Raw genomic sequence first — 12975 nt, 5'->3', positions numbered from 1 at the left:
AACGTCTGCGAGATCGCCCGATGAAACGTCACCTCCTGGCACTGGCTTTCGCCGTGCCGGGGCTGGCCGCGCACGCCGCGCCCGCCCCCGAGCAGAAAATGGACACGGCCCTGCTGCAACGCACCGACCTGGCCTACCGCTTCAGCGAGCTCAAGCTGGACTCCGCCGATGGCCAGCGTCACTACCAGTTGTGGATCGCCCGCCCGAACCACCCCGCCCCCGCCGCCGGTTACCCGGTGGTGTGGATGCTCGACGGCAACGCCGCCATCGGCGCGCTGGACGAGACGCTGCTGGCCGACCTGGACAACGGCAAGGCACCGCTGCTGGTCGCCGTGGGCTACCAGACGCCACTGCGCATCGAGCGCGTCGGCCGCACCCTGGACTACACCCCGCCGCGCCCCGGTCTGACCGAACAGAAAGACCCGCTCACCGGCGACCCCAGCGGCGGCGCCGACGCCTTCCTCGACCTGATGCGCGAGCGGATGCTGCCGGCAGTATCCGCCCGGGCCCCCATCGACCGCTCGCAACAGACGCTCTGGGGCCACTCCTACGGCGGCCTGCTGACGCTGCATGCGCTGCTGAGCCGTCCGTGGCAGTTCAACGTCTACGCCCCGGCCAGCCCGTCCCTGTGGTGGGGCGACGGCACCATTCTCAAGGAACGGGACGGCTTCGCCCAGCGCCTGGGCGAGCACTCCGCGCAACTGCTGCTGATGCGCGGCGGCGAGGAACCCTTCAAGCCGCGCGAAGCCATCACCCCCAGCGCCCCCCGGGCCGCCCGACAACTGGTGGAAGAGCTGGGCAAGGTGCCGGGCATGCAGGCGCAATTCCACGCCTTCGACGGCATGAGCCACGGGCAGACGCTGACGGCTTCGCTGCGCTATCTACTGCAGAAGCGGTTCGTGGAGTGACGACTGTGCCCCTGCTTCGTAGCCCCCTGTAGGCGCGAGCTTGCTCGCGAACCGCCCAACCCAGCACAGCCCACCTGACGCCCGCCTCGCCGGTGGATCGCGGACAAAGTCCGCCACTACGAGATATATCTGCGCTCGGGGCGGCCCCAGCCCTCGGCTTTGGCATCCCGCGTCGCTCTACCTCCTGCATCCATGCGTCTCCCAGGGGGAAAGGGAACCGTTCGGTGCGGGAGGAAATCCCGGTCTCAGCCGGCACGGTCTGCCCCCTATCCCTCAGGGAGAGGGTTGGGGTGAGGGGGAAGCGCAGGCACAGGCCGTCCAGAAGTAGACAGTTGCGCCTACGAAAACCCCACCCACCACACCACATCCTCGACGTCATTTACAAACAGTCGCTCAACCGGGTCGCACCCGTACGGCCCAGCAACCTCGACCTTCCCGTCCTAGCGCAACCGATGCTGGTGCAGCAACCGGTAGAACGTCGGCCGGTTTCGACGCTGTACAGGTGGGCGAAGTGGTTGGCCAGCAGTGCCGGGGCGCCGGGGCGCTCGCACAGCGGCGAGGACGGGACCTGCAGCAGGTTGAGGCGGGAGCAGAGATCCTCGCGGATCGCCGCCTCCAGAATGATGTACTCCGACGAGGCCGGGACACAGGGCCCGGAACTCCGACAAGGCGTTGGCAGGCTAATGCATTGGTCGTGGCTTCCACCGGATTTAACGAAAATTCCTCGACTGACCGCCTGGTATCACCCACGCGGCGGAAGCTGTGGCCGGAACAATCGCCAGGCCCGAACCTGCACCGCAGACTGTTCGGGCGCCGCCCGGATGCCCAGCCAGCCCACGTGCTGCAGCGCGTCACGCATCCGGCATCCTGTGGCCGCCAATCCTGGCGCACTATCGCTCGCGTGAAGCAGACAATCACGACAGGCATGCATTCGCCAACCCGCGAGAATTGGCTAATTCATTGATCTCCAAATGGCGCACATACGTACCAGAAAATCGACAAACAGCGGCCTCCTGTTGCGTCGGTGAAACACCCCCGATACGCCGCAGGGCCCGATGCGCCTGGAAACGGAACCCCATCGCAAAATTGTGTTTCAGCAGCGATACAGATGATGGCTTACCCATGATTCAGGCCCCGCCGCAGGGCCCGCGACGGCATTCCCGCAGTCTGCGCTGTAACGCCCAGGCGACACTGCACGGCGACGGTTCCCCCGGCATTTTCGTAAATCGTTGATTTGCCTTGGCAAGCCGATTCCGGCACGGCAATTGCCCCAAGCTGGTACCGCTGGTTAGGGCTCAGCGCACCAAGAAGGAACCGCCATCATGTCGGGGAGCATCACAAGGAGAGTTGCATCCTGCTCGTTGCTGGCCGCAGGCTTCGTTGCTGCGGTCGCGATGCAGCCATTCGCCGCGGCGCAGGCCGACGACGGCGTCATCGTACTGCAACGCACGGTACAACCCCGGGTCGCCACGCGACCGACCATGACGCCTGATCCGAATCCGATCACCGTCAACACCAACATCTCGCCCCAGGTCAACGCCACCATCGGCGGCACGCTCGGCTCGTCCGAAGTGGGCGACGCGGAATTCGCCTCGGTCACCAGCGGTTCGGGCATCAACGCGATGATCCTGCCGGGCGGCAACCTGCCGGCCATGACCACCACCCAGGCCAACATCAACAACACCGTCGGCAACGTCAACGCCGGCCATTCGCCGGGCGGCGGCGGTGCGGGTGCCGGGTTGTCCAACCAGATCAACGGCGCCATCGGGCGCGGTCTGGCTCCGCTGCAGATGCTCGGTGGAGGACGCTGACATGCGCACCACCATAGTCTTCTGCGCCGGCGTCCTGCTGCTACCGCTGCTGGCCCACGCCGCCAGCCAGACCGAGCAGGACAACGCCATGATCGACGGCACCGGTCGCGCCTACGTGGGCAACGTCTCGGTCAACCAGGCTGCGGGCAACCAGCAACAACAGAGCAACGCTCGCGCACTCGCCAACGGCACCAACTCTCACGCCTCCACCTATCAGAACCAGCAGCTGCGACTGATCAACCCCGATGCCTCGCTGGATGCCAGCACCAGCATCAAGGGCAATTCGTTCCAGGGCAGCGGCGTGGTCGGCGTCAACCAGGGCGCAGGCCTTGGCAACCAACAGATCAATGCCTTGCGGATCAGCGCGTCGAACACCACGAGCCATCCAGAAAGCCTCGATGACAGCACCCTCGCCCAAAACGTAGCGGTGACCAGAAACTCAGGTTCCCCTGTAGCCATGCCCGGCCAGCGGATAGTCAACACCGACGATCAGGCCTTCGCCGGCAGCGTGGGTGTGGTGCAGGTGAACCAGAGCGCTGGGGTTGGCAACCAGTCGTACAACAACCTCAGCATCAGAGTCGCGGGAGGACTCTGAACAACCAACCTAGCCCAACACTAGATGCACAATAAGCAAGGAGTAAGGCCATGAAAGCGAAACTGCTACTCACTCCGTTAGCAATGGCAATGGCAGCAGTACTTTCCGTCGCGGCTTATGCCGATCAAGGCGGTGAAGGCAAAGGAAAGGATGATCACCACCATCAACACCACCAGCCCAGTATTCCTGATTGGGCCAAAGGTGGCGCCACCGCTACCGTGACCGATGCCCAGTACAACTACGGCAACCAGGTCACCAACAAAGGCACCCAGAACAATGCCAGCGCCAACGGTTCCATCGGCGGCGTATCCGGCAACGTGGGCGCCAACGTCGCAGCGGGCGACAATAACCAGCAGGCCAACGCCGTAGCACTGGCAACCGCCGACGAGAACTTCGTCTTCGGCTATGCCAACGCCTCGACGTCCGTAACTCAACAGGCCTATGCCAACAAGCTGGACAATTACTCGACCGCCAACAACGCGAGCCTCAACAACTCGCTGCAGGGCGTCTCGGGTAACTTCGGCGTCAACGTGACCGCGGGTAACTACAACCAACAGAAAAACGACATGGCGGCTGCCGTATCCAACGGCCAGTACACCAGTGCCAACGGCAGCGCAACGCAGCTGAGCACCGGCAACGTCACCAACAACAACTCCACCGTCAAGACCGAGTACGTACAGGTTGGCATGGGCTTCGTCGCAGGTGGCGGCTACAAGGGGATCTCCGACCAGCACGGCGATACCTACCTGGATACCTGGCAAGGCGAAACCCACCCGGGCGGCGCCAACACCGGCCACGTCGACGTGGACCGCTATGCTCAGGGAGCCCAGGACCGCATGCACAACGGCGGCGCCCTATCCTTCGACGAAGTGGGCACCATCGGCCTGGCTGGCTTCGCTACCGGCTATATTCCGGTGGTATCCGGCTTCAACAAGGCAGTCGTGAACAACGCCTCGTTGAACGGCTCGATCATTGGCGTCTCCGGCAACGTCGGCGTCAACGTGGCTGCCGGTGGCGGCAACCAGCAGACCAACTCGCTGTCCATCGGCGCCGGTTGCTCTGCTTGCGTCGGCAAGTCGACCTTCTGAGTGGCTGTATCGGGCCCTGGCCCAGGCCAGGGCCCCTTTCAATGACGGGACCTGCCGCCATGCGCTCTCTCTTTGCCCTGACATTGCTGTTGCTGACCGGAATCGCCGACGCGGCCTACCTGCCGTTCGCCGCGCTGCCCGGCGGCAACCTCGCGTACAAGGAAGTCCAGAGCATCCGTGAGCGCCGCTTCGCCGACCTGGTGGAACAGAAAACCGACTTCAGCTGCGGCGCCGCCGCCCTGGCAACCATCCTCGAGAAGGCCTACAACGCCCCGCTGGATGAGCAGACAGTGATCCAGGGCATGCTGACCTACGCCGACGCCGAACAGGTGCGCAAACAGGGCTTCTCGATGCTGGACATGAAGCGCTACGTCGAGAGCATGGGTATGCGCGCCCGCGGTTATCGCATCCAGGCCGAGCAGCTCGAGCAACTGAAGATTCCGGTGATCGTCCTGATGGAAATCCGTGGCTACAAGCACTTCGTGGTGCTGCAGCGCACGCAGGGCAACTGGGTCTACATCGGCGACCCCGCATTGGGCCACAAGCGGTACACCCGCGACGACTTCAACAAAGGCTGGAACGGCATCGTGTTCGCGGTCATCGGTCATGGCTATGACCGCAACAATCCGTTGCTGAGCCCGCCGGAACCCCTGACAGCTCGAGACAGGCTGGACCGTTTCCGCCCCGTCAGGGATGCCGATCTGATGGACTTTGGCTTCATTCACAGCGACTTCTTCTGAGAATGAGCGGAGCAGGAAGCTCCTGGAGAATGCCATGAAACGACAACTCCTGCTTGCCGCGAGCTGCCTCGCCGCAAGTTTCCAGGTACCCGCGGCCCCCCTGCTGCAGCCGACGGAACTGAGCGATCTCGAACTGTCCCAACTGCGCGGCCGTTTCGTCCTTCCCGACCGCATCATCAGCTTCGGGGTGACCATGTCCAGCATCTGGCAGAACGCCAACGGACAGACCCTCGGGGCACAGGTCAACATGCAGGTGCGGAACACGATGGACCTGCAGAAGAAAATGCCGGTGGCGACGCCGGTGTTCAACGTCACCATGCTCAACGGTCCGCAGAACAACCAGATACCGACGCCCAACGCCGGTACAGGGCAGGTCAACGGCGGCGCCGGGCTCGGCCAGGTCCAGGGCATTTCCCAGAGCGTGCGCGCCGCCGGCGACTACAACCAGGCCGGCAACAACATGACCATCGACGTCAAGCAGGGCAACTCCGCGTCTCCCCTGCCCAGCGGCACAACCAACCTGAACCAGAGCCTCACCACCGACGCCGGTACCGTCGCGGTGGCCGCCGCCAACAACGGCCTGCAACTGTCGGTTCAGGCCAACGGCCAGGGCACCGCCCTGCAGACCATCGGTGCCAACGGCGTAGCCCAGGCGATCGCGTTGAGCGGCAATACCAACCTGGTGCAGAACCTGGCCAACCTGAACGTGGTGATGAGGAACAATCCCACCGCGATGAACAACATCAACTGTGCCCTCGACCAACTGCGCGCCATACGCCCTACAGGTTATTGAAAGTTGAACTAGGCTGAGACCACACGCGTATTTCTCAACCAAGACCAACCACTAAATAGGGACACCGGAAATGCATAAGACCACCTGTTTGCAGGCAGTCGTGTGCGCAACATCCGTTGTGGCTTCGCTGAACGCCCATGCAGCCAGCGAAGCCGAGGTGGAGGCACTGAAAAAGGAGCTTCAGGAACTACGTCAACGCTATGTGGAGCAACAGAACGCGCTGTCGGTACTCGAACAGCGCGTGCGCCAGGTGGAGAGCCAGCCCGCCCAGGCGCAACAGGGGATCGTCAAACCCATCCAGGCGCCCTACCAGGCCAAGGCCGCTGCGCAGCAACAGCAGCAGATGGCCGCCGCCCAGGGCACTACGCGCAACAGTTCCGGCAGCACCTACGGCGAATCGCTGAAGGAGAACTCACAGCCGGCGCAGAGCGTGGAGAACATCTACCAGGACGCCAGCGGCTTCTTCGGCGCCGGCACCTTCAGCGTCGAAACCGGCCTCACCTACAGCCGCTACGATACCCGGCAACTGTTCCTCAATGGCTTCCTGGCGCTGGACTCGATCTTCCTCGGCAACATCGGCGTGGACGAGATCGAGGCGGATATCTGGACGCTGGACCTCACCGCCCGCTACAACTGGAGAAACCGCTGGCAATTCGACGTCAACGTGCCGGTGCTCTATCGCGAATCCACCTACGAGTCGGCGGGGGCTGGCGGCAGCACCAACCAGATATCCTCGGAAACGGTCACGGGCGACCCGCGCATCGGCGACGTCAACGTCGGCATCTCCTACAAGTTCATGGATGAAAGCGACACCCGCCCGGACATGGTCGCCAGCCTGCGGGTCAAGGCGCCCACCGGCAAGGACCCGTACGGCATCAAGATCCACCAGGTGCCGGGCAACAACAACCTCAACGTCCCCGACGACCTGCCCACCGGCAACGGTGTCTGGTCGGTCACTCCGGGCATCTCCATCGTCAAGACGGTCGACCCCGCCGTACTGTTCGGCAGTCTGTCCTATACCTACAACTTCGAAGAGTCGTTCGACGACATCGACCCCTCCGAAGGCGTGAAGACCGGCGGCAAGGTGGACCTCGGCAACTGGTTCCAGATCGGCGCAGGCGTGGCCTTCGCGCTCAACGAGAAGATGAGTATGTCGTTCTCCTTCTCCGACCTGGTCAGCCAGAAGAGCAAGATCAAGCCCGACGGCGACAGTTGGCAGACCATCCAGGGCAGCGACGCCCACGCCGCCTACTTCAACTGGGGCCTGACCTACGCCGTGAGTCCGAAACTGACCATCGTGCCGAACCTCTCCATGGGCATCACCCCCGATGCTCCCGACTACACCTTCAGCGTGAAATTCCCCTACTACTTCTGATCTCGCCGGAAACGAAAAGGCCCCGCAAGAGGCCTTTTCGTTGTTCCTGGAGCAAGGCTCAACGCAACTGGTGCTTGTGCAGCAACCGGTAGAAGGTCGGCCGGGAAATCCCCAGCATCCGCGCCGCCACGCTGAGGTTGTCGCCATGCCGCGCCAGCGCATCGCACATGGCCTGGCGTTCGGCGCCGAGCTTGTACTCCTCCAGCGTCACCAACGGCTGGTACGTCGGCTTGCCCCTCTGTCGCTCCAGGCCCAGGTCGCGGGCCTCGATCTGCCGCCCCTCGGCCAGCACCAGGCCACGGCGCACCCGGTTGGCCAGCTCGCGCACGTTGCCCGGCCAGTTGTGTTCCGCCATCGCCGCCAGCGCATCGTCGGAAAAGCGCCGAGGACGGCGGCCGGTTTCGACGCTGTACAGGTGGGCGAAGTGGTTGGCCAGCAGTGCCAGGTCGCCGTTGCGCTCGCGCAGCGGCGAGGTCGAGACCTGCAGCACGTTGAGGCGGTAGTAGAGATCCTCGCGAAAGGTCCCCGCGCGGATCGCCGCTTCCAGGTCGATATGGGTCGCCGCCAGCACCCGCACATCGACATCGATCGGCTGGCTGCCGCCGACCCGCTCGAACTGTTTCTCCTGCAACACCCGCAGCAGGTTGGCCTGCAACTCCAGCGGCAGGTCGCCCACTTCATCGAGGAACAGGGTGCCGCCATTGGCTTGCTCGAAGCGGCCGGTCTTGCGCTGGTGCGCGCCGGTGAACGCGCCCTTCTCGTGGCCGAACAGCTCGGACTGGATCAGGTTCTCCGGGATCGAGCCGCAATTGATCGCCACGAACGGCCGCACCGCGCGCCGTGACAGACGGTGCAGGGTACACGCCACCAATTCCTTGCCGGTGCCGCTTTCGCCACGGATCAGCACCGGCGACTCGGTCGGCGCGAATTTCGCCAGCAGCTTGCGCAGCTCGCGCACCTCGCGGCTTTCGCCCAAAAGTTCATGCTGGCGCTCGTCGCTGTGCAGGCTGCCGCGCACGCGCAGGCGCGCCATGCCGAAAGCGCGACCCAGGGTGACCTGCACCCGCGCCACGTCGAACGGCAAGGTATGGAAATCGAAGAACCATTCGCTGACGAAGTCGCCGACCTCGTGGATCGGCAGGATGTCGGGGCTGAGCACCGCGATCCATTCGGTGCCGCTGCGACTGATGAGCTCCTTGACCGTTTCCGTACGAGCCAGGTGCTCGGGCTGCAGGCGCAGCAAGCCGACGTCGCAGCTGCGCTCGCTGGCCATATCCAGCTCGCAACTGTCCACGTCCCATCCTGCCGCCCGGAGCCCGGGCAATAGCCGCCGGCAGTCGTCGCAAGGATCGACCACCAGCAGGCGTCGAAGATTCGAGGCTGCCTCGAGCATGCTCCCTTCCTTGGCGCCATTTTTTTGAAAAACTTTTAAAAACAGTTGCTTGGCGCTCCAATTTGTAAAGCTAGCAATATCTTGACGCCAGCTATCGACCGTTTTCCTATAAGGTCAATGCCGAATCGTTCTCACCACCCACGCCCGCGCCGCTTGAGTTCCAGCCGCCGCACGAACTCCTCGAGCACCAGCTTGTAGAGGTCGTCGCCCAGGTACACGTCCTCCACGCCGCAGTCGATATTCGGGTTGTCGTTCACTTCGATCACCACCACGCGATCGCCGGACTGCTTGAGGTCCACCCCGTACAACCCGTCGCCGATCAGGTTGGCGGTCTTCACCGCCAGTTCCACCACCTTGCGCGGCGCCTCGTGGACCGCCATCGTGCGGAAATCGCCGCTCACTTCCTGGGCGTCCGGGCTGTGGTCATAGATCTGCCAGTGGCCCTTGGACATGAAGTACTGGCAGGCGAAGATCGGTTTCTGGTTCAGTACACCGATGCGCCAGTCGTATTCGGTATAGAAGAACTCCTGGGCCAGCAGCAAAACCGAGCGCTCGAACAGTTCGGCGCTGGCCTTGAGCAGCTCCTGCTGGTCGCTCACTTTGATCACCCCACGGGAGAAGCTGCCATCGGGAATCTTCAGCACCAGCGGGAAGCCCAGGCGTAAACCGACTTTCTCCAGTTCCTGCGGGTTGTCCTTGTAGAGGATCTCGGTGGCCGGCATGCCCAGCTTGTGGCTGCGCAGCAGGTCGGCCAGGTAGACCTTGTTGGTGCAGCGCAGGATCGACACCGGGTCGTCCATCACCACCATGCCCTCGCTCTCGGCCTTCTTGGCGAAGCGGTAGGTGTGGTCGCTGACGCTGGTGGTTTCGCGGATCAGCAGCGCGTCGTACTCGGCCAGGCGCGCGTAGTCCTTCTTTTCCATGAGCTCGACGTCGATGCCGAGGCTGCGGCCGACGCGGATGAAGTTCTTCAGCGCCTTGCGGTCCGACGGCGGGAAGGCTTCTTCCGGGTCGTGGAGGATCGCCAGGTCGTAGCGGTACTGCCTGCGCGAGCGCGGTTTGCGCCAGATCTGCCGGCTGAAGCTGTCCAGCGCGTTGGCGAACAGGTCTTCCTGATCCTCGCGCAGCTTGTGGATGTTGCCCGGCTTCACCCCTTCGATGTGCCAGCCGCGGGTCTTGCGGAACTCCACCAGCAGCAGCGGACAGGGCAAGGCCTCGAACAGTTGGCGCGCCAGGTCCTGCAGCGGCTCCAGGTCGGTACGGCCGAAGTACAGGGTCAGGGTGAAGCCATCGGTATTGCCGTAGGGGTGGTCGGCCAGTGCCTTGTCGAGGGTTTTCTCCAGGTCTTCCAGGGCCAGGCTGTAGAGGGATTTCTTCGCCAGTTCGCTGATGCTGCGCACCGACGGGATGACCTTGTGCCCGCGCGCCTCGGCCAGCAGCGAGCAGTAGTAGCCGTGGCCCAGGTACTTGTAGTTGCGGCACAGGTTGATCACCTGCACGCGCTTGCCGTTGTCGTCATCGATGGGCATCTCCAGGTACTCCTGGGCGCTGACCACATCTTCACTGGGGTAGTAGGACGCCCAGTCTTCCTTGCGTTCGACGATGATGAACAGCTTGCTCACGACACCTCCAGGACGCTCGGGATAGCGCTTGCCGCGCTTCGAGCCAGGGACAATACTCCGCTGAATGCTGCTTCGACCGCGTGGCTGGATGCCCGTTCGCGCCCGTCACGCAACCAACGTGCCCCTTTCAGGTTAACGAATCCTTACCGGTATGAACCTGCACCTTCGCGCCGCCACCAGCGACGACCTGAACGCCCTGGTCGAGCTGGAGAACCGCTGCTTCGACTACGACCGGCTGTCGCGGCGCAACTTCCAGTGGATGATCACCCGCGCCCATGCCTCACTGATCGTCGCCGAGGCCGACCGCATCCTGCTGGGCTACGTCCTGGTGCTGTTCCACCAGGGCACCTCCCTGGCACGCCTGTACTCCATCGCCCTGGAAGAGCGCGCCCGTGGCATCGGCCTGGGACAGAAACTGCTGGACCGCGCCGAGGCGGAGGCGATCGACAACGACTGTGCCTACATGCGCCTGGAGGTTCGCCCGGACAATCGCGGCGCCATCATCCTCTACCAGCGCAACGGCTACCGTCCCTTCGCCACGCTGCGCGACTACTACGAAGACCATAGCGAAGCGCTGCGCTTCGAGAAGCGCATCCGCCAGATCGGCGACCGCGCGCCACGGCACGTCCCCTTCTACCGCCAGACCACCGAATTTACCTGCGGCCCGTCCTGCCTGCTGATGGCAATGGGGGCGCTGGAGCCCGAACGAGCCCTGGAGCGCCGTGAAGAGCTGCGCCTGTGGCGCGAAGCCACCACCATCTACATGACCGCCGGCCACGGCGGCTGCAGCCCGCAGGGGCTGGCCCTGGCCGGCTGGCGCCGGGGCTTTCGCGTACAGCTGCAACTGTCGGAGGACGGCCCGCTGTTCCTCGACGGCGTACGCAGCGAAGAAAAGCGCGAGGTGATGCGTCTGGTGCACGACGACTTCGCCCGCGAACTGGCGCATAGCGACGTGGAGCAGTTGCTGGTCAACCAACTGGACATCGACAGCGCGCTGGAAGCCGGCGGGCAACCCCTGGTGCTGATCAGCAGCTACCGCCTGACCCGCTCCAAGGCGCCGCACTGGGTGGTGGTCACCGACTGCGACGAAGACTTCGTCTACCTGCACGATCCCGACGTCGACCACAGCCAGCACCGCGAGCCGCTGGACTGCCAGCACATCCCGGTGAACCACGGGGAATTCGAGCAGATGAGCCGCTTTGGCCGCAGCAAGCTGCGGGCGGCGGTGGTGCTCTACAGGCGCTGAGACGCTCGCGCTCTGCGGGAGCGGACTCCGCCCGCGATCAGCCCCGCAGCAAGGTTCGTTCGCGAGCAAGCTCGCTCCTACGAAGAGCGCGCCGCAGTCTCCCTTGTAGGAGCGAGCTTGCTCGCGAACCGCACTGCACTGCACTGCACTGCACTGCACAGAGTTTGATCACGGACAGAGCCCACTCCTACGACAGAAAAAAGGCGCCCGCAGGCGCCCTCTTCCATCAGCCCCGGCTCAGGGAACCAACGCCATCCCCACGCCAAAGCGGTTCCACGCATTGATGGTGGCAATCGCCAGGGTCAGACTGACGATCTCGACATCGCTGAAATGCTCGCGCAGAGCGTCGAACTGGTCCTGCGGGGCATGCTTCTCGGCCAGCAGGGTCAGGCTTTCCACCCAGGCCAGCGCGGCACGCTCGCGGTCGGTGAAGAAACGGGTTTCGCGCCAGGCGCCCAGGGTCTGCAGGCGGGCTTCGGTTTCGCCGGCCTTGCGCGCATCGTTGGCGTGCATGTTCATGCAATAGGCGCAGCCGTTGATCTGCGAAGCGCGCAGGCGTACCAGTTCCAGCAGCGAGTGTTCCAGGCCCGATTTCTCCAGCGCCTGCTCCAGGCCAAGCATGGCTTTGTAAGCGTCGGGGGACTGCTTGGCCCATTCGATACGTGCATTCATGGTCTTCTCCAGTGGGGCCGCGGGATTGCGGAAATGGCGATACGTTAGCGCCATCACCCGCAGGTTCGAATAGCCAATTTCCGGCAATAGCGGCAGACCAATGGAGCCAATCCTGCGAAATGCAGTCCTCAGCGATCGATACGCGTCGACAGGATGATCGACGACATCGTCCGCTCCACCCCATCCAGTGCGCCGATGCGGTCCAGCACCGCGTCCAGGTCTCGGATCGACAGCGCCTCGACGATCACGATCATGTCGAAGTTGCCGCTCACCGAATGCAGCGTCTTCACCTCGGCGATCTTCTCCAGCGCCTGCACCACCTGGTGCGACAGCTTGGGCAGTGCCGTCACCAGCACGTGGGCGCGCACCAGCGACTGCGCGTAGCTGTCCGACACCTTGATCGAGTAGCCGGTGATGACGCCCTGCTGTTCCAGCCTTTCGATACGGCTCTGCACCGTGGAACGCGACACCCCGAGCTTGCGCGCCAGCTCGGAGATCGACTCGCGGGCGTTGGCGCGCAGCAGGTTCAGCAAGGCCGCGTCGGCGTTTTTCGTCATATTGCTCATCGTATTGGTCAATCTGCCTGAAAGCTCTCGCCAATCTTGCAGATTGTCAGGTTCATTTCAACGACGGCCTTTGCAATAGTGGACGCCACGGCGAGCCCTCACAGCTCGCCATTTCTTTGCCCGCGCGCCATCCATCGACTGGCCCCGGCGGGTCGCAGAAAGCCTT

Annotated in this window: 12 protein-coding genes and 1 pseudogene; 8 read left to right on the top strand and 5 right to left on the bottom strand. The window is 63.8% G+C overall.

Annotated elements, in window-relative coordinates:
• Window positions 1-20 precede the first annotated feature (20 nt).
• Complete coding sequence (locus ACYCAX_RS07570) at window positions 21-908, top strand: alpha/beta hydrolase (RefSeq protein ID WP_294975165.1); 888 nt, start codon at window positions 21-23, stop codon at window positions 906-908.
• Window positions 909-1383: 475 nt separating this feature from the next.
• On the opposite strand, the pseudogene ACYCAX_RS07565 reads toward ACYCAX_RS07570, so the two are convergent.
• Window positions 1384-1530: pseudogene (locus ACYCAX_RS07565) on the bottom strand (sigma-54-dependent Fis family transcriptional regulator); the annotation flags it as partial.
• Window positions 1531-2230: 700 nt separating this feature from the next.
• Between ACYCAX_RS07565 and ACYCAX_RS07560 the strand changes: the two are divergent.
• The 6 genes from ACYCAX_RS07560 (at window position 2231) to ACYCAX_RS07535 (ending at window position 7310) form a co-directional block, all read left to right on the top strand.
• Window positions 2231-2719: a hypothetical protein gene (locus ACYCAX_RS07560; protein ID WP_041711940.1), complete on the top strand. Its 489-nt coding sequence runs from the start codon at window positions 2231-2233 to the stop codon at window positions 2717-2719.
• A 1-nt stretch (window position 2720) separates the two neighbouring features.
• Window positions 2721-3314 carry an adhesin gene (locus ACYCAX_RS07555; RefSeq protein WP_294975162.1) on the top strand — a complete coding sequence of 198 codons (594 nt, stop codon included), beginning with the start codon at window positions 2721-2723 and terminating at the stop codon, window positions 3312-3314.
• 50 nt (window positions 3315-3364) lie between these two features.
• Window positions 3365-4402 carry a hypothetical protein gene (locus tag ACYCAX_RS07550; RefSeq protein ID WP_041711939.1) on the top strand — a complete coding sequence of 346 codons (1038 nt, stop codon included), beginning with the start codon at window positions 3365-3367 and terminating at the stop codon, window positions 4400-4402.
• A gap of 59 nt (window positions 4403-4461) precedes the next feature.
• The gene (locus ACYCAX_RS07545; RefSeq protein ID WP_015477087.1) at window positions 4462-5142 is read left to right on the top strand and encodes a C39 family peptidase; all 681 of its coding nucleotides are present in this window, start codon (window positions 4462-4464) and stop codon (window positions 5140-5142) included.
• 34 nt (window positions 5143-5176) lie between these two features.
• Window positions 5177-5935 carry a hypothetical protein gene (locus ACYCAX_RS07540; protein WP_294975158.1) on the top strand — a complete coding sequence of 253 codons (759 nt, stop codon included), beginning with the start codon at window positions 5177-5179 and terminating at the stop codon, window positions 5933-5935.
• 70 nt (window positions 5936-6005) lie between these two features.
• Window positions 6006-7310, top strand: coding sequence for a transporter (locus ACYCAX_RS07535; protein ID WP_041711937.1), 1305 nt, complete (start codon window positions 6006-6008; stop codon window positions 7308-7310).
• A gap of 58 nt (window positions 7311-7368) precedes the next feature.
• Here ACYCAX_RS07535 and ACYCAX_RS07530 read toward each other — a convergent pair whose 3' ends face one another.
• Together ACYCAX_RS07530 and ACYCAX_RS07525 are read right to left on the bottom strand one after the other, a co-directional pair.
• On the bottom strand, window positions 7369-8703 hold the full coding sequence (locus tag ACYCAX_RS07530; RefSeq protein WP_460247728.1) for a sigma-54 dependent transcriptional regulator: 1335 nt from the start codon (window positions 8701-8703) through the stop codon (window positions 7369-7371).
• A gap of 131 nt (window positions 8704-8834) precedes the next feature.
• Complete coding sequence (locus ACYCAX_RS07525; protein WP_015477083.1) at window positions 8835-10325, bottom strand: RimK family alpha-L-glutamate ligase; 1491 nt, start codon at window positions 10323-10325, stop codon at window positions 8835-8837.
• 151 nt (window positions 10326-10476) lie between these two features.
• Here ACYCAX_RS07525 and ACYCAX_RS07520 point away from each other — a divergent pair, with 151 nt between their 5' ends.
• Window positions 10477-11571 (top strand): GNAT family N-acetyltransferase/peptidase C39 family protein, encoded by a 1095-nt coding sequence (locus ACYCAX_RS07520; protein WP_015477082.1) that lies wholly within the window; start codon window positions 10477-10479, stop codon window positions 11569-11571.
• A gap of 237 nt (window positions 11572-11808) precedes the next feature.
• On the opposite strand, the gene ACYCAX_RS07515 is transcribed toward ACYCAX_RS07520, so the two are convergent.
• Window positions 11809-12243 (bottom strand): carboxymuconolactone decarboxylase family protein, encoded by a 435-nt coding sequence (locus ACYCAX_RS07515; protein WP_015477081.1) that lies wholly within the window; start codon window positions 12241-12243, stop codon window positions 11809-11811.
• A gap of 128 nt (window positions 12244-12371) precedes the next feature.
• A complete protein-coding gene (locus ACYCAX_RS07510; RefSeq protein ID WP_041712568.1) occupies window positions 12372-12800 on the bottom strand; it encodes an Lrp/AsnC family transcriptional regulator in 429 nt (142 codons plus the stop codon).
• Window positions 12801-12975 lie beyond the last annotated feature (175 nt).

The organism is Pseudomonas sp. MT3 (assembly GCF_054720805.1).
Note: the sequence above shows the minus strand (reverse complement) of the source record. Positions and strands in the feature narration are given on the sequence as shown.